We start from the raw sequence: 22,322 nt of genomic DNA on the forward strand, positions 1-22,322 counted from the left end.
CGCAAGGTAGTTCTATACTTACATTGCTTGCATTGATATTGATCTCTAGTAGAAAGCCAGTAGTGTTGTTCTCCCTGGCATCGTTTACAAACAACACCCTGTTTATCTCTTTCTGCTTTAAAATGAGCCTTACAACTAGCTTCGTCCGGAAATTTTTTAAAAAATTCTTGAATCGTCATAACATTAACCATCTTTAAAACAATAAGATACAAATAAATTACCGGTTATGCAAGGAATCCGATAGTCATATTTTTTAAAAATATACCAGGTAAGATCAGAAGTTGAAAAAGAGGTGATTTCAGTAAAATAGTAAACCAATTGAATTTTCTGAATGGGCTAGATTGGTGAATAATTTTATCAGTTTGTGAATTTGCACTATCTTTGTACGTTTTTATATTTTTAGCAATGATTATTTACCCCCTTCTAGAAATTATTTTTGCTAGTCTTTATAATTTTATCTTTTGATGATAAATAATAAAAAACACGGATGAAACGAGCATTAAAAAAGGGTACTTGTTTTCTCTTAATTATGGTATAATTAAAATTTTTAATGTGGGAAAGAAACGCGGAGCAAGAAATATGTACGTATTTAATTTTTTAATTACAAAATTCTAGACGTATGAAAATTATTATTGCTGGTGCAGGTGAAGTAGGATTTCATTTAGCAAAATTACTTTCATTTGAATCACAGGATATCACTTTAATAGATCCGGATAAGGAATGTCTTAATTATGCTGATAGTCATTTGGATATTCGAGTGATAAAGGGAGATGCTACTTCGATAGCGATTCTAAAAGAAGCTAGAGTACAATCGGCAGATATGCTAATCGGTGTAACCTCTAGTGAGACTATTAATATAACGGTATGTGTACTTGCCAAACAACTAGGTGCTAAACGTACTATTGCCAGAATTTCTAATACAGAGTTTATTGAGAATAAAGAGGAAGTTGGTTTTATTAAATTTGGAATCGATGAATTAATTTCTCCAGAAGCATTGGCAGCCAGTGAGATAGAGTTGTTGTTGAACCAGTCTGCTTTTAGTGATAGTTATGAGTTTGAAGATGGAGCACTCACAATGGTAGGTACTACTTTATCAGAGAATGCTCTTTTTGTAGGGAAAACAGTAAGAGAAGCCGCAGAGATATTTCCCGAACTTCATTTTATGCCGATAGCTATTCAACGCTCAGGAACTCAATATACGATTATACCAAGAGGAGATACTAAATTTAGAGAAGGAGATCAAGTATATTTTGTCACATCCAAAGGAGGTGTGGAAGAATTATATAAGCTTACAGGTAAGGTCAAGGAACAGATTAAAAAAGTGATGATTCTTGGGGGTAGTAAAATAGGGTTTAAAACTACCTGTGACCTCTGTGATCATAAATTTAGAGTAAAACTTATAGAAAGTGATAGAGATAAGGCTTTTGATCTGGCAGATGAATTGCCAAATGCGTTGATTATCAATGGAGATGGTCGTAATGTAGAATTGCTGGAGGAAGAAAATATCAATGATATGGATGCTTTTATTGCAGTGACAGGTAATTCTGAAACGAATATCATGTCCTGTTTGGTAGCTAAGTCCAAAGGTGTGCGTAAAACGATTGCACTGGTAGAAAACATGGATTATTTTCAATTATCTCATTCTATAGGTATTGATACGCTAATTAATAAAAAACTACTGGCGGCTAATAATATATTTAGATTCATAAGAAAAGGAGAAGTAGTGGCAATGACCAAACTTAATAATATGAATGCTGAGTTGTTAGAATTTATTGTTAAGCCTACATCAGAGGTTAGCGATAATTTGATAAAAGATCTTGATTTCCCAAGATCAGCAATAATTGCAGGTGTTATTAGGGATGAAGTAGGAATGATTCCTCTTGGTAATTTTTATATCAAGGCAGGAGATAGGGTTGTTGTTTGTAGCTTACCAAAGTCTATTAAGAAAATAGAAAAGTTATTCCTGTAAAATGCCTAAATTAAACTACAAGATTATCACTCATATAATGGGGCTGCTATTGCTCTTTAATGGTGGCTTTATGTTATTAGCGACCATTGTGAGTTATATATATAAGGATGGAGTTACATTGCAGATAATGCTTGCTGCACTGTCTACTATGTTTGCGGGTATTGTTATAATGTTTCTAACCAGAGAGCATGAAAAATCAATTAATAAAAGAGAAGGGTATATTGTTGTAACCTTTGGGTGGATATTTATGTCACTTAGTGGTACGTTTCCTTACTTGTTTTCTGAAGCCATTCCGTCTTTTACCAATGCTTTTTTTGAAACAATGTCTGGATATACGACTACTGGAGCTTCTATTCTTAATGAAATAGAAATTGTGCCAAAGGGTATACTTTTTTGGAGGAGTATTACTCATTGGATAGGAGGGATGGGTATTATTGTTCTGGCAGTAGCAATCTTACCATTATTAGGGATAGGAGGGATGCAGCTATTTGCAGCAGAAGCTCCGGGGCCTAGTGCAGATAAATTACATCCCAGAATTACAGATACAGCAAAAAGGTTATGGCTTATCTATTTTGGATACACTGCTGCAGAAACGTTACTGTTGAAACTTGCAGGGATGGATTTTTTTGATGCTATTAACCACGCACTAAGTACGGTTTCTACTGGCGGGTTCTCTACAAAAAATGCCAGCGTAGCTTACTGGAATGATCAACCATTGATACAATATATTATCATGTTGTTTATGTTTCTGGCTGGAATGAATTTTGTATTAAGTTATTTTGGTTTTAAAGGTAAGGTTCAGAAAATTATAAAAGATGAAGAGTTTAAGTGGTATTCAATATTTATAATTGCATTTACAGCAGTGGCGGCTTTAATTATTTATTTTAAAGCAGATGCCTCCAGTTCTGTTATAGATCATCCAATGGTTTTGGGAGAAGCAGAAAGTGCTTTTCGTCATGCATTATTTCAGGTGTTAGCAGTGATAACAACTACTGGGTTTGTCTCAGCAGATTTTACTGTATGGACACCTTTCTTAAAAATATTCTTCTTTGGGATTATGTTTTTGGGGGGGTCTGCAGGATCTACAGCAGGAGGAATGAAAGTGGTAAGGCATTTGATTACAATTCGTAACGGAATTTTAGAATTTAAAAGAACTTTACACCCTCACGCAGTGTTGCCAGTGAGATATAATAAGAGAGCTGTTTCCAAGGAGATTGTATTCAATATATTGGCATTCTTTATATTGTATATGTTATCTTTTATTATAGGTTCTTTAGTGTTAGGTATGTTAGGATTAGATTTTGAAACTGCCATTGGAGGAGCTGCTTCGTCTCTAGGTAATGTAGGTCCTGCACTGGGGAAACTTAGCCCGGTTAATAATTTTGATGTATTACCTGATTTTGGAAAGTGGTGGTGCTCTTTTCTAATGCTTATCGGAAGATTAGAATTGTTTACGGTACTGATTTTATTAACTCCTTTTTTCTGGAGAAATAGATAAAATACTTGTGTAACTAATCAGTCTATTCTTTTTCAGAAAGAAAGTGAACTAAATACTTTTTTTTAAAGCTATCAGCTTGTCATTATTAAGAAATACCGATTTTGGCTATAAATTTTCAACAAAAAATCAATGTAATTGATTATCAGTTTTTTATGTTTAGAAGAAGTCTGATTTGAGAATTTTTATCAAATTAAATACAATTTCAAAAACACGAAACCATCTGATTGTAAGTGTAGTAAATAGACTGATTAGTTACATGCTTGTTAAAAGAATTATGCAATAAACTGTTATTTACTCGATAATCGAGATTTAAATCCTCTGCTTGTGTCGAAATAGAAATGTTTTTTTCTAATGAATGCTTCCTGAGATAGTTTACTTTTCAATTTGGGGAGTATTGCCTTTCTGGTTTTAAAATATTCAAATAAAATACAGTATTTTTTGTGTTGACATGTCAACGAAAAAGAGCAAAATTAGCATCGGTGATTTTATACGATTTATAACTAAAAATTTCGCATATTCATCGTTTCTTTTTCCTTTCTACTTCGTTTAAAAAATAAACCGTAGCTATAGCTATGCTTGATTTTTTTGCCTTGCATAAAGAAAAAATAATTCAATGAATTTATACGGATTTTTTAATCAATAGAATTCCCCGATGCTCTGCATCGGAGGTTTTAGAGGAAAGTTTGAAAACGGATGGTTTTCATTAAATTGTAAAACTTTCTTCCGTTGAATACCCCTATGGCTCTGCCTCGGGGATTCTTTATTCACAAATCGTATTAGATCAGAAATGGTGTGCCTTTTATTTTAAAATATAAGGTAATTAGGTGTGTTTTACCCCGTGTTAATAGGGTAGAAAGTGATGTGTATGTGTTGTTTTAGAGGTGTCGAATGCTACAGCTTTAAAACAAACCATAGATTCTTTTTATGACTTGAGCCCTGTTAGAGAGATTGTTGTATTAAATAACCTGTTCTTCCCAGGGGTAAAATGAATGTTGACTTATATTCCAGAGTATAGCTACTTTTTTTATAGTAGTATGTACACTCCCCATAATGTTTTTTTCCTGCTCTGACTCCAAAAGAAAAATATCCATAATAGACTCGTAATACGGTCTGTATTCTTTGAATTTTTCCTCAGGAATAGTCGTCAAAATTTTTTTCTCAGTTATTGGGTTGCTAAAATTTTCTTTAAAGATTTCAATTATATTTCTTTTTACAATACGTTCTTTTTCCAAAATATCCATAATAAAGGGGGAGTTTAGGTTTTAAGATAACATGATAATTCATAAAAAATACTGTAAATAAATTAATTTCAAGATTTAGAAAAAGGGCAATTCTAAACTATAGAACTCTAAATTAAGATATTTATTTTCTAAAAAATAAAAACCGATTACTTTTATTCGGTAATCGGCTTATTATGAAAAAGATAGGTTTTGATAAGTTGCTATTAATTTAGCACATCTTTAATTCGTTTAACAGCTTCTTTTATCTGCTCAGTACTAGCTGCGTAAGAAATTCTAATACAATTCCCATTTCCAAAAGCATCTCCGGTTACGGTAGCCACATTTGCTTGTTCTAATAAAAGCATAGAAAAATCAGAAGCATTATTTATTGTAGTTCCTTGTATTGTTTTTCCAAAATAATAAGAGATATCAGGAAAAACATAAAAAGCTCCTTCGGGTTCATTACATTCGAATCCTGGGATTTCTTTTAATAAGTCCAATATCAGTTTTCTGCGATTTTTAAATTCATCAACCATATATTGAATTTTATTTACAGGCGCTTCTAAAGCTGTAATTACAGCACGCTGCGCTATACAGTTGGCACCGCTGGTTACCTGACCTTGCATTTTGTTACATGCTCTGGCAATTGATTCTGGAGCTCCTATATATCCTATTCTCCATCCAGTCATAGCAAAAGCTTTAGCAACACCATTGACAGTAACAGTTCTATCGTACATATCATCAAATTGTGCCATAGAAGCATGATCACCTGCATAGTTAATGTGTTCATAAATTTCATCACTAACTACAATAATATCCGGGTATTTTTTTAGTACATCTGCTAATGATCTTAATTCTTCCTTGCTATAAATAGATCCGCTGGGATTACAAGGAGAGCTATACCATATCATTTTAGTTTTTGGAGTAATTGCTTCTTTTAATTGTGTCGCGGTCATTTTAAAATCGGTATCAATAGAAGTTTTTACCTCTACCGGAACACCTCCTGCTAATTTAACAATATCACTGTAACTTACCCAGTATGGGCATGGCAGAATGACTTCGTCACCTGCGTTTAGATAAACCTGAGCAACATTATATAAAGATTGTTTAGCACCAGTAGAAACTACAATCTGAGATCGGTTATATGATAAATTATTATCCCTTTTAAATTTGGTGATAATAGCATCTTTTAATTCTGTATAGCCATCCACAGGTGTGTATGAATTGTAATTGTCATTAACTGCTTGTATCGCGGCTTCTTTAATAAAATCAGGAGTATTAAAGTCTGGTTCTCCTAAGCTTAAACCGATGATGTCTTTTCCTTCTGCTCTAAGTTCTCTGGCTTTAGCGGCCATTGCTAATGTAGCAGATGCTTTCAATTTGTTAATTCTGTCTGATAATTGCATACTCATTTCCGATACTTTTGTACTCATTTTGTAATTGGTAAAATAAAAGTTATGATTGTATTGCAGGTTTCATTCCCATTTCTTTTAAGTGCTTAAAATGTGCAATGATAGCCTTACGTGTAGTTTTGTATTCGTTATATGGCAGGTTGAATTCTTGCGCAGTTTGTTTTACTATTTTAGAAATCTTACCATAGTGAACATGGCTTATATGAGGAAAAATATGATGTTCCACCTGATGGTTTAATCCACCAGTAAACCAATTAACTAATTTATTTTTAGTAGAGAAATTTACAGTAGTAAATAATTGGTGGATAGCCCAGGTGTTTTTCATAGTTCCGGTTGTATCTGGTAAAGGCATTTGAGCATCTTCTACCATATGAGCTAATTGAAAAACAATACTTAAGATTAGTCCGGCGACATAATGCATAATAAAAAAGCCGATTAAAATTTTCCACCAGGAAATTGACATAATAAGCATTGGAATTACTATCCATATTAATACATAAATAGATTTTGTGATTACAATTGTGCTCCACTGCTTCAAAGGACTAGGTAATTTTCCGTAAGCAAGTTTACGAGCTAAATATCTTTTGGTTTGCTTAAAATCTGTTGTTAATGCCCAGTTAAAAGTTAACAATCCATATAGAAAAATGGAATAGTATTGCTGAAATTTATGAAAATATCTCCATTGTGCATGTTTAGTGAATCTAATGACTCTTCCTGCATCCATATCTTCGTCATGACCATGGATATTGGTATATGTATGATGTAATACATTATGCTGAACCTGCCAGTTGTATACATTTCCTGCTAGTACATACATGCTGCTTCCCATTAGGTTGTTGATCCATTTTTTAGATGAATAAGAACCATGATTTCCATCATGCATTACATTCATGCCAACTCCGGCCATGCCTATGCCCATAATGATCGTGAGTAATAACATCCACCATTCCGAAATATGTAAAGTAAGTATCAGAAAATACGGGGTGAAGAACAGAGAAAACATAACAATAGTTTTCAAGTGTAATTTCCAGTTTCCTGTTCTCTTGAGATTATTTTCCTTAAAATATAAATTCACGCGTCTGTTCAGTGTTCTAAAAAACTTTGCTGAATCTGCTCTGCTAAATTTTACGTTGGGTGTAGTCATGGGCTTGGTGCTTTATGACTAAACGTTGCTGGCCATAAATTATTCGGTAAAGTTAGGTATTTATATTTTTTTAACTTCTTAAAAAGAAGTAAAATATGTCAGGTTTACATGTATTTTTGCACTTTAATTATTTTTTTAATGGATATTATATTAAAATATTTTTCTAATCTTAGTGAACAGCAAGAAGATCAATTTTTGCAATTAAAAAACCTGTATACAGCGTGGAATGCTAAGATCAATGTGATTTCTCGTAAAGATATTGATCTCTTGTATGAAAGACACGTATTGCATTCACTGGGAATAGTAAAAGTTCAAGAGTTTAAAAAAGGAGCTAAAATATTAGATGTAGGTACTGGAGGAGGGTTTCCGGGAATACCGCTGGCGATTATGTTTCCTGAAACTGATTTTTATTTGGTAGATGTAATTGCAAAGAAGATACGGGTAGTAAACGAAATTGCAGCATCATTGGGGTTGAAAAACATAAAAGCAGAACAGCGAAGAGCAGGTTCATTTGATGATCAATTTGATTTTATTGTTAGCAGAGCAGTAACCAATATGCCGGATTTTGTGAAGTGGGTGCGAAAAAATATAGCTAAAAAATCTATACACGAAGTAGATAATGGAATCTTATATCTCAAAGGTGGAGATTTGGCAGAAGAACTTTCTCTTTTTCCTAAAGCAGTAGAATACCCTTTGTCAGCGTATTTTACAGAACATTTTTTTGAAACCAAAAAAGTAGTATATCTACCATTGAAGTATAGAAGGGTATAAGGTGGAGTATAATAAAATACCCAGGTACTATTGTGAATGATAGCACCTGGGATGGGTGATTAATGATTTTCTGAAAATTTGAAAATCGGTTTTATCGTTTTATTAAAAATTTCAAATGAATAGATTCTTGTCCTAAAGGTTTAATAGTCATAAAATAAAAACCTGTTTCTAATTCTGATAACTGTAGTTTCTCATAATTATGGTGACTTTCTGATAATTGCCCTTTTTGGACAGTAGCACCATTTATTGAAAAGATAGTATAGTTTAACGATGTGTTTTTATAATCAGTAAGGTCTAAATTAACATGATCAGATACAGGATTAGGAAATGCAATTATATTTTTAACGTTATTCTGATCAAAAGATGAATATCTAATGGCATCAATAGTAGTAAGCTTTGAGATGATAGCTGAAGATGCAATATCATTAAAGCGATCGTTGTTCAAGCAAGTATCATTTGAGGTCAGTACGATTGAAGAACCACTAAAATTAGTGTTCTGATATAACGTTACTTGCAGGCCTGCAGGAATCTCTAATGATGATAATTGATTCGTAAGAAATACATCTCCCAGGTTAGGGTAATTTCCTAATCCTAAGACTGCTTTAGTACCGTTAAAATTACAATGTCTGTAGAATGTAGCTACATCCGCCGATGTTCCTGGAGTTGCTTTATTACCAAATACTTCTACTTCTGCTAAACTCAAGAAGTTGGCATCGCTACGAGCTACGAGTACATATTGAGCCCTTAGACCGATATTTGGAAACGTATTTATTGTACCGTTATTATTTAGGTTTCCTACAAGGACATAATCATTGGTGTTTGTGCTATTAGTGGTACTTACATATAGACTAGCGCCATTAAGACGGTTAGTGCAGCAACTATCTGTTCTGTTATGAATGTTTATGGAAGAAATATTATAAACATCTCCTAAATCTACTCTCCACCATCCAATTTCTCTATTGGTATGAGTAACAGAGCCATTAGAGTAATTACCATTCGTGTTTCCGTCCACAGCTCTGGATGCAGCACCTCCAAAGCCTGTCGAAGATTGCGTCGCCGGTTTGTTTAATGCCAGGTTAGCTGATGAATTATCGTTTATGACCGAGATGTCAATAGATTGTGCACTAGTAGCTCCATCATTATCAGTTGCAACCGCTCTTAGGCTATATGTACCAGTAGGCAAGTTTTTAAGAGTGGAATCATTTTGGACAGGTAATCCCCAGTTGTAAGGTGCGGCATTTGCTTGTCTTACCAGTGTATTATCTATGAATAATTGTACATTAGATATGCTACCATCGGTATCGCTGGCATTTACAGTTACCTCAATATCGGCAGGGGCAGTAAACGATTGATTATTTACAGGAGTGGAGAAAGATAAGATAGGTGGTTGATTACCAGAGTTACTACCAGCAGCCAAAACAGCCTGGTGCGCATTTATTCTACCATAGCCAAAATCATCATCTTTCCCGGATGGTCCCATGTCATCTGCACTTGTGTAAAGAATATCTCTTACTTGAGCAACACTCAAGTCTGGATTCACACTATATACTAATGCAGCTGCTCCTGCTACCAGTGGACAAGCAGCTGATGTACCTCCAAAACTGGTAGTGTAATCTCCAGCGCCATATCCTAAATTACCTACTCTATCAATTGTGTGTACATTCGAAAAAAGAATAGATGCTACATTACCTGATGGGGCAACAAGATCTAATTCTGGTCCAGTCTGGCTGTATTGAGCTATTTCGCCAGCATTAGTAATAGCACCAACGGCTGTCACCGTATTTAATCTCGCAGGATAGGTTACACATCCATTAGATCGAGTATTTCCTGAAGCAAAAAGGATTAGACAGCCTTTTCCATTTCTTCCGTTTCTATATGCATCTTCTATGGCATCATTAATTGCAGGAAAATCGGTGCTGCAATCACTATCTGTAAAACCCCAGGAATTACTAATTACATCCGCTCCATTATCTTTTGCCCAGGTGAAAGATGAAGCCAGAGATTCTATGGTAAGTGCTGTAAAGATATTAACGGATAATAATCGGGTGTCTGGAGCCAATCCTTGCACGCCTACACCGTCATGTGCAGCATTAATAATACCAGCACAAGCCATCCCGTGAGCACCTGAATTTCCAACAGGTTTTCCATTGCCGTTGGGGTCGTCAATGGTGAGTCCAGCTATAATTTTACTATTACCATTTGTGTCCTGTAACTCAGGGTGTGCTTCCAGACCCTCGTCAATTACAGCTACTTTTATTGAGGGATCGCCAGTAGTAATCTCCCAAGCTTCTATAGCATCACAATCTATATCAGGTGTGCCTGTAGAACCACCAACGGTTTGTCCTGTGTTGTGCATCTGGAATTGTTGTGGTAATAATGGATCATTAGAAAAACTAATACTAATATGAAAGTTCGGTTGTGAAAACCTTACCAAACCTGTTTCATAAATTTTGTTTGCCAATATCATAGATTCCTTGGGACTTTCTACTTCTATGGTATATACATCGGGTCTAATTTCAGAGATAGCAACAATATTGTGTTGGTCTAATATAGTATCAAGTACAGAAATAGAGTTCCCATTTTTAACTTTGAGAAGCACTTTTTTGGTTGGGTATATTGGTGAATTATTCCCTTTTTTTAATCCTGGATGTATATCCCAGTTAGTTTTATCGAGAGATAATTGTTTCAGAATATCATTTTCTGATGTTTTTGTATTTCCGGTTTCAACCACCATAAATCCGGTCTTGCTTATTTTTTTTATTTGTTTATTTCTTTTAAGATTAGAAGTTTTGAGTTGAGTATTAAAAGATGTCATGTCTTTCGCCAATAAAATATAACTTTCTTTATCAATAGTTAATACTGTCTTTCCAAGGTCAGACCAATAATAGTAAATATTTTGATCTTTTGAGTCCTGAGCATTTATTAAAGATGTACTTGTTTTAAAGATTAGACACAGTAGTATAAGTGAAAATTTGTGCAAATAGTTTTTAAAAATCATAATTATATATTTATTAAAGTAAAAGTGGGTTTTTGTTTAGAGCTTGTTTAAAAACCTTACTTCTTGAAAACAAATATTTTAAGAACCGTGAGCTTACTTCAAATAATTAAAATCTCGATATTCTCATCATTTGAAGTGTCCTCAGAACCTCAAACTATTGATTTTCAATTTGTATTCTTTTTAAACATACTCTTATAATATAACAGGCTATCTTGCCTAAGCCCTACTTAATTTCTCTTAAATAAAAGTTATATTTCAAAAAATAAAATAAAAGTTGCGAAAGACTTACTTCGCACAGAGTTTTAAAACTATAGTTTGATTAGTTTTTAAGAATTTAAAAGTTGATTTTTAGCAGAATAGCCAGAAATGAGTTTGTTTTTTTTTGAAGAATATGTTGAAACCAGTTTTACAGTATTAAAAAGAACTAAGATTGTAAAATGTTAAAAGTCTAATGTTTTTAGAATGTTTTTTACTTCTAATAGTTTTGTGATATGAGTTATTTTACTCGATAATCGAGATTTAAATCCCTGGGCTTGCCCCGAAGAAGTTTCCGAAAAGAATTTGAAAATAAAGGCTTTTATAACAAGAACCCTGTGTATTTAGTGAAGTAGAAATTCTTTATTTTCAGCTTAATTTTAGAATAAAAATTGCCCTGCTATGCTTGATTTTTCTTCTTTATTTTCATTAAAAAATATAATTTTCTTTTCCGTAAATTCAAACGAAAAAAGGTAGTATTCGGTAAGAATATACTTTCTCTTGTTGAAGAAACAGGTGGCAAAGTCTAGAAGGTTGTTTTCTTAGTGTTGATAGGGTTTTTCTTCTTCTCAAAGGGGGAAGGGTTTCATTAGGAAAATATGATCAGAAATTTTGTTTGTTATATTTTTAGAGTTTTCCTTTAAGTTGCAGGGCAATCGCATTTAAACTTGGAGTACTTTTTCTCTAAAATCTGAACTCAAAGCTGCTGGATATCGTTTATTTTTCTTACTTGTTCTCTTCGGAGCGTTTGCTTTATTAATTAGTGTTAGCGCTGTTTTGGCTATTATATTATAATTAGCTGCTGCATACCCAATTCTCTTTCTGGAAGCATCTTCATTAAAGTTGACATCCAGCACCCAATGCAGATTATTTTCAACTGCCCAATGCGCTCTTATTTTTTTATTTATAGAAGCTTCAGTCTTTAGACTACTGATATAATATCGGGTCTCTTTTTGATATTTTCCATCTACCTTTGCAAAACGTTCCGAGTCAATTTTAATCAGTGTTCTTAGACACTTCCACTCTTTGTCACTATCAAAAAAGGTTAAATCATCAATAATACTACACTTCCTTGTTTCCACACGTCCATGCCCCAAATCTTCATCTATACTGATCACTGAGGGCTTGGTAATGTTAAACATTTTTGCACCTGAGTATGTAATTCCTTTTGGTTGTCTTTTACTGCTAAAATATAGTCAGCCTCTTTAGCAATGATTTGTTGAGCTATCTCTGTATGACAACCCATAGCATCAATAGTTACGCTACATCCTTTAATAATTAATAGTTCTAATAATTGGGGAATGGCAGTAATTTCATTACTCTTTTCTGAACAAAGAGATTGTCCTAAACATAGGCCATTCTCTACAGCAAAAGCAGAAACCATATGAATAAGCGCTCTTATTGGAAGAGGTGTCATAAGAACCTCTTAAACGCTTGCCATCAATGGCTATTACTTCTCCATTGGAGAGTTCAGAAATTTCTTTTATCCAAGACATAAAGCAATGGCTAAAGACCTGATGATCCAATGCACCAAAAAACCTTCCTAAAGTATCGTGAGAAGGGATACCCGAGGTCAATGGGATATACTTTTGTAACCAATCTATTTGGGATTTACCAAACAGCTCTATTGATTTCCAACCATCAGAGCCGCTTACAACGGCTGCAATTACAAGAAAAACAATATCAATTAAAGGATGTTTTAAATTCCCACGGTAAGTGGTACGAGGGTCTTCCAAATTGCTGAAATGTTTAATAAAACTATTGTTAAAACCTATGGAGCATGCAGTAGTTATCACTTTTTTTTATTCCCAATAATGGAAGTAATGTGGCTATAGCCTTGGCTAATATACAATTATATTTTGAATGCGATTGCCCTGATTTAAGTTGTGATTAAGATAAAGATTTTAATCTTTATCTTTAAGGTTCAATCTCATTTCAATTAAATGTTTTTTAAAACCTGCTTTTTCATATGCTTTTATAGCTCTGGGGTTTTTATCATAAACCCTTAAACGAATTTCATCAATACCTTTGCTTGTAAACCAGTCGCATATAAATTGTAGGATTAGTTGACTTATTCCATTACCTCTAAATTCTTCTTTTACATACATAAAGCCTATATAACCTAATTGATTTTGTTTAAAGAAGTTTTTTCTATTTCTTATTTGCCCGTAACCGCTGCCAACAAGCTTATTGTCAATTTCTGCAACAACGACCTCTGTATTCTTTGATTTTACGTATTCTCTAATATCATAGTAGCTGATTTTTTTATCAGTTATAAGTGTGGTGTCCATGGGGATTTCTGTTTCAATAATTTTTTGCTCAAAATCCAATAATGCAGGAAGATCTTTTAATGTTGCAGCACGTATTTTCATGATTTGATTTTATGTTTTACCAGTTTGGGGGGTCAGAAAGTGGTTTATAATCTTCTGTCCAGTTTTTTTCTCCTACTTTTTTTAAACCAATTTTGGCAATCCAAAATGGTAATTTAGATAATTTTTCACGTTTTTGATTGCGTATTCTGGTCCAGTTAATTCGATTTGCTCGTTCCTCAGAAAACCTGGAGGTTATATCATCCCAATTTTGAGTATCTAATAATTTTGATAATACTACAGCGTCTTCTAGTGCTAGTGCACCACCTTGTGCCATAAATGGAGGCATGCCATGAGCTGCATCTCCTATTAAAACTATTCTGTTTTTCCCCATAGAAGGTAAGGGTGGTAGTTCTTCTAAATCATCCCAGTATGAGGTTTCAGGATTCCATTCATCAAGAATTTCGGGAATAGGAGAGGTGAATTTTTTAAAAGGCTTCATATAAACAGATGTATTAAATGTCTTAAAACCTTTTGTTTTCCTGTTAACATAACAGTATGCTTGATCATTACTAATAGGAATAATCAAAAATTGTCCAGAAGACCCTACATATAAAGACCAGGAATCAATGTGCAGAGGTTTTTTGATAATAAAACGGCATACTTGTGAGGTTACTTTTCTTAATGGGGTTTTTCCAAAAATAAGTTCTCTCGTTTTAGAATATAATCCATCGGCACCAATGATAAGGTCAAATTTTTCAGTTGTTCCATCAGAGAATTCTATTTCAGTAAATTGTTGATTATGCGTTAATGTATTTATAGTGGTATCAAAAGAAGTAATTACATTATCGAGGCTGTCTAGAAGGATATCGTGTAGTATTTTTCGATGAATACCTAAACAAGGTTTTTTTCGGTTCCATATTTTTTCCAGATCAAGGTCTAATATCATTTTTCCTTTTGGAGACATAATATGACGAGCGTTTATGCAATGTCCTTTCTGTCTTGCAATATCCCCCAGCCCCATTTTGTCAAGTGCTACTAGTCCATTAGAAGGGAGGTATAACCCTGTTCCTGATGTCTGCCAGGCTGCTTGCTTCTCAATTAGTTTGATATGGTGCCCTTTATGTTGTATCAATCGGGCTATTGCAATTCCTGCAATTCCTCCTCCTACAATTAAGATTTTTTTCATTTTTAAGAATAGAATTTTTAAATAAAATAGCGAGATGACCTAATTATGCTACTATTCCTTAATTATAAATATACTACTATGAATATTTATAATAAAATTGATATGATAACAAAACCGTATACCATGATTATTGAAATTAACTTCAAATAACATGATTTACGGTTAAGTATTTATTCGGTAATCGAGATTTAAATGTTCCGAGGCTGACCTCTAGGGAATTTACTTTTATAGTTTATGCTCCTAAAAAAGGATATCTATAATCCGTAGGGGATACAAATGTTTCTTTAATAGTTCTTGGAGATACCCAACGTAATAGGTTAAGGTATGATCCCGCTTTGTCATTGGTACCAGAGGCTCTGGCTCCACCAAAAGGTTGTTGCCCTACAACAGCTCCAGTAGGTTTGTCATTGATATAAAAATTACCTGCGGCGTTTTCTAATGTTTTGGTAGCTTCTGCAGCTGCATATCTATCTAAGGAGAAAATAGCACCTGTTAGTGCATATTCGCTAGTAGTATCTATTAGGTCTAATGTTTCTGCCCATTTGTCATCATCATAAACATATATGGTAATTACTGGTCCAAATAGTTCAGTACACATCGTAGTGTATTTGGGATCTTCTGTAAGAATTACGGTGGGTTCTACAAAAAAACCTTTGGATTTGTCATAGCCACCGCCAGCAATTATGGTTGCTTCTTTATCTTCTTTTGCCTGATCGATGAAGTTAGCCAATTTATCAAAAGAGCCTTCGTGGATTACTGCAGTAATAAAATTACTCATATCCTCAGGAGATCCCATTTTGAAAGATTTGATGTCTTCCAGAAGATATTTTTCTATATCTGACCATAAGCTTTTAGGAATATATGCTCTGGAGGCAGCGCTACATTTTTGGCCTTGAAACTCGAATGCTCCACGAGATATCCCGGTGGCAACCTGTTTGGCATCTGCACTAGGATGCGCTACAATAAAGTCTTTGCCTCCTGTTTCTCCTACAATTCTGGGGTATGTTTTGTACGTATGAATATTAGTCCCTATTTTGGACCAGATATCTTTAAATACATGGGTGCTTCCTGTAAAATGGATTCCTGCAAAATCAGGACTTGCCAAAATGGTGTCAGTAATCATCACAGGGTCTCCATAAACAACGTTGATCACACCATCAGGAACTCCTGCTTCTTTAAAAATATCTATGATAACTTTAGCCGAGTAAATCTGGCTGTCACTAGGTTTCCAAACCACAGTATTCCCCATTAAAGCAGCACTAGCCGGAAGATTTCCTGATATAGCAGTAAAATTAAAGGGAGTAATCGCATATACAAAACCTTCTAACGGGCGGTATTCTATTCTGTTCCAGGCTCCAGAAGTGGAGTCTGGTTGATCTTCATAGATCTGAGTCATAAATTCTACATTGAAACGTAAAAAATCAATAAACTCACAAGCAGCATCAATTTCTGCCTGATAGATATTTTTGGATTGTGCCAGCATTGTGGCGGCATTGATCTTAGCTCTATAAGGACCAGCAATTAATTCAGCAGCTTTTAAGAAAATGGCAGCACGCTGTTCCCAGGCTAAATCTGCCCACTTACTTCTTGCTTCAAGAGCAGTATCAATAGCTTGTTGTATATGTTTCTTTTCTGCTTTATGATATGTGCCTAAAACGTGTTGATGATCATGAGGAGGAACCATGATTCCTGTATTTCCAGTTCTGATTTCTTCTCCATTAATAAGTAGAGGAACATCAATTGATGAATTATACATTGATTTATAACTGGCCAGAACTTCTTCTCTCTCAGAAGTTCCGGGAGCATACGATTTTACAGGTTCATTTATGGCTGTAGGAACTTGAAAAAAACCTTTTCCCATAGTACAAAGTATTTGTTTAAGTTAGTAAGATATGACAGTTTAGTGAGTTAGTCATTTTGATTGACAAAGATAGAAAATTATAAAGGCTAATGTTTAATTTAACCTTTTATAAACAATGTACGTTTTCAGACGTGTTGGTTTTGTAGAAAGTCTAAATTTTGATAGTTCGCATTAATTTATTTTTACTAGTAAAATACAACCTAGACGAATATAGATATGGTGAAAAACGGATTTAAAATGCGATTTTAATGTGTAATAGAAAAAGTCTAAATGAGTTACATATATAGTATGTAATTTTTTTTGTAAGTTGTAAGATATTTAGTCGACCCAGAAATCTATGTGTACAGTTACGTTAATCCCAACTCAAGAAAATAATTTTATATTAACCTCTAATAGAGATGAAGCAATAAACAGAAAAACACTACTTCCTGAGTTTTATCAGGTGAATAATACTCGAATGTTATTTCCTAAGGATGCTGTTGCTGGTGGAACCTGGATAGGGGTGAGTGATAAGAGCACAATGATTTGTTTGCTTAATGGAGGTTTTAAAATTCATGAAAGAGCAGCATCATACAGACAAAGCAGAGGAGTGGTGGTTAAAGATTTATTGAGTGCTGATCATCTGGAAAAGGCTATTATGGGGTACAATTATAAGGGGATTGAACCTTTTACAATTGTTGCTGCCAATTGGCAATCTGATCTTATATTTTATGAGATTGTATGGGATGGGAAAGAAAAACATTTTAGAGAGTTAGAAAAAGAAACTCATATATGGTCATCTTCTACTTTGTATACAGATGAGATGAAGGCTATAAGAAGAGAATGGTTTAGAGCTTTTGAACAAGATGTTTTTCTCACACAGGATACACTTTTGGGTTTTCATAAGAATGCGGGTGTTGGAAATAAAAATATAGATTTGCGTATAGATAGAGGAACTCTTAAAACAAGAAGTGTTACGCAGATTGTTAAAAATGAAGAAGAACTTTCTATGCGCTATGAAGATCTTCAGTGTAATGAAGTAAACACAGTTGTTTTTGAAGCAATCACTGCTTAAAATTTATTTCTGATTTCTTTTTTGAATATGGTATTAATTAAAATTTTAAACGTGTGATGAACTACACGGGCAAAATAATTTCTCTGGCTTTTCCTGATACTTTTGTTCAGTTTTCTGATGAGAAAACATCTACTGCACTGTTGCAATTATTTGGGCTAGGTAAGAATGGAATTATTAAAGGAGGTCATGCTGCTCTTGTGCTGATCGAAAATAAAACTGGTATTGCAGAGTATTATGATTTTGGAAGGTATATTACTCCTCCAGGAAAGGGAAGAGTACGCAGTGCTGTCACAGATGTAGAATTAGAGATTCCATTTAATGCTATCTTTACCGCGGATGGAAGATTAAAGAATATAGATCAGTTTTTGTTATGGTTAGAGCGTCATCCCGAAAAGACACATGGAAGCGGTCGATTAGTAGCTTCTGTATGTGACTATGTTTCTTATGATCGGGCAAAAGCATATTTACTAGAAATGCAAAGTCGAGGTAGTATCCCATACTCTACATTCAGAAAAGAAGGTAGCAATTGTTCAAGGATTGTTACGGATACTATACTGATTAGTACTGATAATTCTAAAATTAGAAAACCGTTATTACGTAATAAGACATTTACGCCAAGTCCACTGGGGAATGTAGAGAAAGCATCAATGGAGAATATAATTTACCAGGTAGAAGATGGTAAGTTAATAGAATATCCTAATTCTGTTTTTAAAGAGAATCTCACGAATTATTTTGATAAAAAAAATGCAGGAATCATTAATAAACAGAAGGCTACTGCTCCAAAACATTTAGAAAATGCCTGCTTTTTATCTGGTATAGGTAGTAGTGCATATTTTACTATTAAAAAAAATGCTACTGACACATCATTATTTGAGATAAGAAGATATACAGAATACGGAGATGAAGATTTTGTGGGACTGTTTAGAGCGATGTCTATGTTTGATATATCTAAAGAATATAAATTTGTTTATGATTCACACTGTAGATATTGCCATGTAAGACAGTTTGGGAAGATTATTAAATTCGATTTAGTAAAAAGAATTAATTAAGTGCAAAAGGAGAACTAAGCTTAAAGCTTGGAATCATAACTTTAAATTTTCTGGTAGAAGTAAAGTTGATCATATTATAGTGACCTTTCATAGCTCCAAAAGGTGAACTTAATAAACATCCGCTATTATAGGTATGTGATTCTCCTGGTTTTAATACTGGTTTCTTGCCAATAACTCCTTCTCCTTCAACAATCTCATCATTACTAAGTGCGTCCTTGATTTCCCAAAAACGAGAAGTGAGTTGTACAGAATCTTTACTTTGGTTCTCTATTGTAATACGATACCCAAAGGCAAAATGGATCTTATAGTTCTTAAAGAACGTACCCTCAAAGGTGGTGTCCACCGAAATCTTTATGCCTCTGGTTATTTGTTGAACCATATCAAAATATAAACATTAACCCTTAATTAATTGAGAAATGCAATTTATGCTAAGATAAAGAATAATATGCTTGCATATGGAAATTTAACAATAGTTTTAGTCTGTATAGGCTGATGGTGGCTTATGCAGGGTGGATTTTACACGTACGAAAACATATTAAATTGATTAGCTATTCACATACGAATCTGGATATTTTTTATTTAGGATGAAATCGTATTAAAGCTTCTCATAAGGACATCTGTAAACAAAATTTGATTGTTTTTATAAAGTAAGGAATTTAGTTTATTCCTTACGAGATGTGATACTAGGTTTGGGGAGAAAAAATGATGATACTTGTTTTGTTAAATAATGGATATTAAAAAAGAGGGTACTTTTTTAAAACACCCTCTTTTTTAGTATTCTTTTAATATACCTATTGTTTGTTTCTATATTCATACATAGGATAAAGCGTTTGTCGAACTTTATCTATTAATTCTTTGTATGGAGTATCGCCAACATCTATAAAACCAATATTATAATTTTCTCCATCTCCTCTTCCTGTAAAAGCTTCATCAATATACTGAAACCAATGCGCACCTACAATCAATTTGTTTTCTAAGGCGCCTGTTACAAAATTCTGATAAGAAAGTGCTCTTTCTTGTTGGTTTTTTGATGCTTTAACTCCAGGATGAGCCATCCCTCTATCGGTAGCTCCAAAATGAAACTCACTAATCATTATCGGTTTGTCGACTCCTTGCGGCAGTGTCACATCTTTTACACTATTTTCATATTTGTTGAAACTCATGATGTCACAATATTTTGCAGCAGCCTTCAGCGTAATATCATTATTCGCCCAGGCAAAACGACAACCTAAATAATTTTGATGAGGAGCAATCCTTTTTAATTCTTCATTAATTATCCTGAAATATGAATCCGCAATTTTTTGATAGAACGCTGTTAGGTCTTCTTTAGCGGCATCTTTATTTGGAGGAACAGTAGTTTTTAGTAATTGCTCCCAGGAAGTATGCGTTGTTTTCCATACAGTGTTTAGCGCTTCTATAGAGGTGTATTTATCTTTCAGTTCATTTATGAAATTTATTTTTGCAGGCTGGGTAGCGGGACTTTTTAAAGCACCGATAGATAGAGATCCAATGGTTCCCCAGGATAACTCATTATCGACAAAAAATCCAATACACCAGGGATCTCCAGCTCCTGTTCTTTGTCTTTCTACAGCATCTCTGACCATAGCTCTGAAATTAGGATCGAATACATCATGAAATTTACCCCAGAATCCACCAGAACCTTCAATTTTTGGAGTTCCAGTAATCCAGATGGAACCCGTGTATGGAGTTTTTTTTTGTAATATAGCACCATCGTCAGAAACAAAACCGATAGTGTTAATTCCCCAACTTCTAAATCTTTTATGAACACGATCTCTAAAGGTTTCTAACCAATTATCACCATATTTTCTGAATAGATTAGATTGATAAAAATTATATGTTTTATAAGGAATCTTATCTTTGTAAAAACCGTGGGTAGACCAAGTGTTTTTGTTGTAAAAGGTTTTAAAATTTTTGTGACTTGTATCAGGTAGTTTTTCAAAATAATGCTCTCTATGTTCAATTCCAGTGGTAGCTGATTGGGAGGACACACAATTTAACCCCGCTGTCCAGAATAAATATCCCTCTGGGTCTACCATCCACCATTTTCCATTATTTTTTTCAGTTCTAAAGAAACCAGTTGCTTTTAATTGCGGACCTTTTGTCCATCCTCCGTATTGATTTCTATTTGGCGGACTTGCATTTTCTTGCAGTTCTATGATTTCTATAGAATCTTTTTGTTTTAGATCCTTATCGTCTAGTATCTTGTTTTTCCATTTTTTATGTTTGTATTGACCATATGCGTCTACAAAAGGGAAAAACCCATTAGGATCTTTTACAGGTGTTTTTCCTTTGGCAATTATATTATCAATAGCAAAGGTGCTCTGTGAAGTAGCATATCGAGTATTGAACTGTAGTTCTGCAATAGCATCCAGATCAGTTTTTATAATTCCAGGAACTCCACGCATTCCTACAACTTCAGGTTGTGGAGAGAACACCCAGGGAGTCCAGGATAGGTTAACTGTAATCGTTTTTGTCTGTCCTGGTTTTAAATCTACATAGTCTGAGCAATACCACCGTATTAATCCATCTGGATCATTACCTACAAACATTTCAATTTGCAAGTCCTCTTTACTGAGGTTAGAAACATCGGCTTTTACCTGATAAAAATTATTTAGATCCCAAAGATTGTCTTTGGTTCTGTAGAGTTTTATACCGGGAGTTTTTATATGTGTGTTGGTCTGTACCTTTAATTTCTTACTATTTCCGTTGCGTATGATTTCATAGTCAGCATTGATAGTTTTTATAGCTTCTTCTTTTAAGTCTTTTTCAAAATCAAATAGTAATAGACTTTCATGAGTATCCTCAATATTTTGAGACTTCGCACTGTTTTGGGCTATTGTACTGTTTTGAGTATTTTGACTTTTTTGACAAGAACAAAAAATAAAGAATAATATAAAGGAAGAGCGTTTAATAATTTTTGATAGAGTAGTCTGCATAAAAATATTAATAGTTTTACTTGGTTATAAGCTTATGTATTTAGATCTATAAATGTAATCAGGTATCGTAACCATAGATAGTTGTTTAGTTGCCCGAGTTCGATTAATCCCAAGCGCGTCCGTTTGAGTGAAATTCTGATAAGAATTTTGTGTCAAAAACAAGTGTTTTGGGTATAGAAACCTATTCTCGATACACCTTCCCTTCGTCAAAGTACTCAAATTGACGGTTTTTTTCTTCTATATTAATAATAAAACTCAGGTTAGTAATACTATGTAAATATCGCCGAATTGTTTTAGGTTTTAAAAGAAAGCACCTTGATTTAATATGGACAATTATTGATATAGCATGATAAAACTTTATGGTTTGTACTTTTTTAGGGGGTTTGAAAATTCTGTAAATCAAATTGTGGATTAACAAAAAAATATATTTGTTAAGATAATTTTAAGAAAAGTAATGTATAATTGTTAATAATTTAAAGGTTAGTTACACTTGAAGTGCTCCGATAATTAACCCGATGATTAATAAAAACACTTTGTTTATACAGTAGATTGCTCAAAAAGAATTAGATAGTCTTGTTGATTGTTTAGTGGGTTCGATTTGTGTAATGATTTTGTTAACAATTTACATTTTATACG

The 22,322-nt window shown here is 33.7% G+C and carries 18 protein-coding genes; 5 read left to right on the forward strand and 13 right to left on the reverse strand.

Going from position 1 to position 22,322, the window contains the following annotated elements; translation table 11 throughout:
• Window positions 1–191, reverse strand: a 191-nt coding sequence (locus tag F0000_RS28595) for a transposase (RefSeq protein WP_149624828.1), incomplete at its 3' end; no start/stop codon positions are given.
• Between the two features lie 428 nt (window positions 192–619).
• On the opposite strand from F0000_RS28595, the gene trkA reads away from it, so the two are divergent.
• Both trkA and F0000_RS11320 read left to right on the forward strand, forming a co-directional pair.
• On the forward strand, window positions 620–1,969 hold the full coding sequence (gene trkA, locus F0000_RS11315) for a Trk system potassium transporter TrkA (RefSeq protein ID WP_149624829.1): 1,350 nt from the start codon (window positions 620–622) through the stop codon (window positions 1,967–1,969).
• 1 nt (window position 1,970) lies between these two features.
• Window positions 1,971–3,467, forward strand: coding sequence for a TrkH family potassium uptake protein (locus F0000_RS11320; RefSeq protein WP_149624830.1), 1,497 nt, complete (start codon window positions 1,971–1,973; stop codon window positions 3,465–3,467).
• A gap of 956 nt (window positions 3,468–4,423) precedes the next feature.
• Here the strand turns inward: F0000_RS11320 and F0000_RS11325 are convergent.
• From F0000_RS11325 to F0000_RS11335, 3 genes are all read right to left on the reverse strand, one after another.
• Window positions 4,424–4,708: a hypothetical protein gene (locus tag F0000_RS11325; RefSeq protein ID WP_149624831.1), complete on the reverse strand. Its 285-nt coding sequence runs from the start codon at window positions 4,706–4,708 to the stop codon at window positions 4,424–4,426.
• A 203-nt stretch (window positions 4,709–4,911) separates the two neighbouring features.
• The gene (locus tag F0000_RS11330) at window positions 4,912–6,099 is read right to left on the reverse strand and encodes a pyridoxal phosphate-dependent aminotransferase (protein ID WP_149624900.1); all 1,188 of its coding nucleotides are present in this window, start codon (window positions 6,097–6,099) and stop codon (window positions 4,912–4,914) included.
• 43 nt (window positions 6,100–6,142) lie between these two features.
• The gene (locus tag F0000_RS11335; protein WP_149624832.1) at window positions 6,143–7,243 is read right to left on the reverse strand and encodes an acyl-CoA desaturase; all 1,101 of its coding nucleotides are present in this window, start codon (window positions 7,241–7,243) and stop codon (window positions 6,143–6,145) included.
• 138 nt (window positions 7,244–7,381) lie between these two features.
• Here F0000_RS11335 and rsmG point away from each other — a divergent pair, with 138 nt between their 5' ends.
• A complete protein-coding gene (gene rsmG, locus F0000_RS11340; protein ID WP_149624833.1) occupies window positions 7,382–8,014 on the forward strand; it encodes a 16S rRNA (guanine(527)-N(7))-methyltransferase RsmG in 633 nt (210 codons plus the stop codon).
• 91 nt (window positions 8,015–8,105) lie between these two features.
• Here rsmG and F0000_RS11345 read toward each other — a convergent pair whose 3' ends face one another.
• The 7 genes from F0000_RS11345 to pruA form a co-directional block, all read right to left on the reverse strand.
• Window positions 8,106–11,012: a S8 family serine peptidase gene (locus F0000_RS11345; RefSeq protein WP_149624834.1), complete on the reverse strand. Its 2,907-nt coding sequence runs from the start codon at window positions 11,010–11,012 to the stop codon at window positions 8,106–8,108.
• A 917-nt stretch (window positions 11,013–11,929) separates the two neighbouring features.
• Window positions 11,930–12,385 carry an ISAs1 family transposase gene (locus F0000_RS11350; protein WP_188112095.1) on the reverse strand — a complete coding sequence of 152 codons (456 nt, stop codon included), beginning with the start codon at window positions 12,383–12,385 and terminating at the stop codon, window positions 11,930–11,932.
• Complete coding sequence (locus tag F0000_RS11355; protein ID WP_149624836.1) at window positions 12,382–12,684, reverse strand: ISAs1 family transposase; 303 nt, start codon at window positions 12,682–12,684, stop codon at window positions 12,382–12,384. The genes F0000_RS11350 and F0000_RS11355 overlap by 4 nt, the downstream gene beginning before the upstream one ends.
• Entirely contained in the window at window positions 12,584–13,063 is a 480-nt protein-coding gene (locus F0000_RS11360; RefSeq protein WP_149624837.1) for an ISAs1 family transposase, read from the reverse strand. Before F0000_RS11360 ends, F0000_RS11355 begins: the two co-directional genes overlap by 101 nt.
• Window positions 13,064–13,171: 108 nt before the next feature.
• Entirely contained in the window at window positions 13,172–13,639 is a 468-nt protein-coding gene (locus F0000_RS11365) for a GNAT family N-acetyltransferase (protein ID WP_149624838.1), read from the reverse strand.
• Window positions 13,640–13,655: 16 nt separating this feature from the next.
• On the reverse strand, window positions 13,656–14,765 hold the full coding sequence (locus tag F0000_RS11370) for an FAD-dependent monooxygenase (RefSeq protein ID WP_149624839.1): 1,110 nt from the start codon (window positions 14,763–14,765) through the stop codon (window positions 13,656–13,658).
• Window positions 14,766–14,997: 232 nt separating this feature from the next.
• Window positions 14,998–16,626: an L-glutamate gamma-semialdehyde dehydrogenase gene (gene pruA, locus F0000_RS11375; RefSeq protein WP_149624840.1), complete on the reverse strand. Its 1,629-nt coding sequence runs from the start codon at window positions 16,624–16,626 to the stop codon at window positions 14,998–15,000.
• Window positions 16,627–16,963: 337 nt separating this feature from the next.
• Between pruA and F0000_RS11380 the strand changes: the two genes are divergently transcribed.
• Together F0000_RS11380 and F0000_RS11385 are read left to right on the forward strand one after the other, a co-directional pair.
• A complete protein-coding gene (locus tag F0000_RS11380) occupies window positions 16,964–17,680 on the forward strand; it encodes an NRDE family protein (protein WP_149624841.1) in 717 nt (238 codons plus the stop codon).
• 56 nt (window positions 17,681–17,736) lie between these two features.
• Entirely contained in the window at window positions 17,737–18,729 is a 993-nt protein-coding gene (locus F0000_RS11385; protein ID WP_149624901.1) for a DUF6695 family protein, read from the forward strand.
• On the opposite strand, the gene apaG is transcribed toward F0000_RS11385, so the two are convergent.
• Window positions 18,722–19,108 carry a Co2+/Mg2+ efflux protein ApaG gene (apaG, locus tag F0000_RS11390; protein WP_149624842.1) on the reverse strand — a complete coding sequence of 129 codons (387 nt, stop codon included), beginning with the start codon at window positions 19,106–19,108 and terminating at the stop codon, window positions 18,722–18,724. The genes F0000_RS11385 and apaG overlap by 8 nt on opposite strands.
• Before the next feature lie 412 nt (window positions 19,109–19,520).
• On the reverse strand, window positions 19,521–21,686 hold the full coding sequence (locus tag F0000_RS11395; protein ID WP_149624843.1) for a beta-agarase: 2,166 nt from the start codon (window positions 21,684–21,686) through the stop codon (window positions 19,521–19,523).
• Window positions 21,687–22,322: the final 636 nt, after the last annotated feature.

The sequence above is a fragment of the Aquimarina sp. RZ0 genome, from assembly GCF_008370685.1.
Lineage (GTDB): Bacteria > Bacteroidota > Bacteroidia > Flavobacteriales > Flavobacteriaceae > Aquimarina.

Coding starts and splice junctions, on each gene's coding strand:
- F0000_RS11335 (WP_149624832.1), bottom strand. CDS start 7,243: ATGACTACACCCAACGTAAAATTTAGCAGAGCAGATTCAGCAAAGTTT.
- F0000_RS11385 (WP_149624901.1), top strand. CDS start 17,737: ATGAACTACACGGGCAAAATAATTTCTCTGGCTTTTCCTGATACTTTT.
- apaG (WP_149624842.1), bottom strand. CDS start 19,108: ATGGTTCAACAAATAACCAGAGGCATAAAGATTTCGGTGGACACCACC.
- F0000_RS11330 (WP_149624900.1), bottom strand. CDS start 6,099: ATGAGTATGCAATTATCAGACAGAATTAACAAATTGAAAGCATCTGCT.
- F0000_RS11395 (WP_149624843.1), bottom strand. CDS start 21,686: ATGCAGACTACTCTATCAAAAATTATTAAACGCTCTTCCTTTATATTA.
- F0000_RS11345 (WP_149624834.1), bottom strand. CDS start 11,012: ATGATTTTTAAAAACTATTTGCACAAATTTTCACTTATACTACTGTGT.
- trkA (WP_149624829.1), top strand. CDS start 620: ATGAAAATTATTATTGCTGGTGCAGGTGAAGTAGGATTTCATTTAGCA.
- F0000_RS11370 (WP_149624839.1), bottom strand. CDS start 14,765: ATGAAAAAAATCTTAATTGTAGGAGGAGGAATTGCAGGAATTGCAATA.
- F0000_RS11380 (WP_149624841.1), top strand. CDS start 16,964: ATGTGTACAGTTACGTTAATCCCAACTCAAGAAAATAATTTTATATTA.
- F0000_RS11355 (WP_149624836.1), bottom strand. CDS start 12,684: ATGACACCTCTTCCAATAAGAGCGCTTATTCATATGGTTTCTGCTTTT.
- F0000_RS11320 (WP_149624830.1), top strand. CDS start 1,971: ATGCCTAAATTAAACTACAAGATTATCACTCATATAATGGGGCTGCTA.
- rsmG (WP_149624833.1), top strand. CDS start 7,382: ATGGATATTATATTAAAATATTTTTCTAATCTTAGTGAACAGCAAGAA.
- F0000_RS11325 (WP_149624831.1), bottom strand. CDS start 4,708: ATGGATATTTTGGAAAAAGAACGTATTGTAAAAAGAAATATAATTGAA.
- F0000_RS11365 (WP_149624838.1), bottom strand. CDS start 13,639: ATGAAAATACGTGCTGCAACATTAAAAGATCTTCCTGCATTATTGGAT.
- pruA (WP_149624840.1), bottom strand. CDS start 16,626: ATGGGAAAAGGTTTTTTTCAAGTTCCTACAGCCATAAATGAACCTGTA.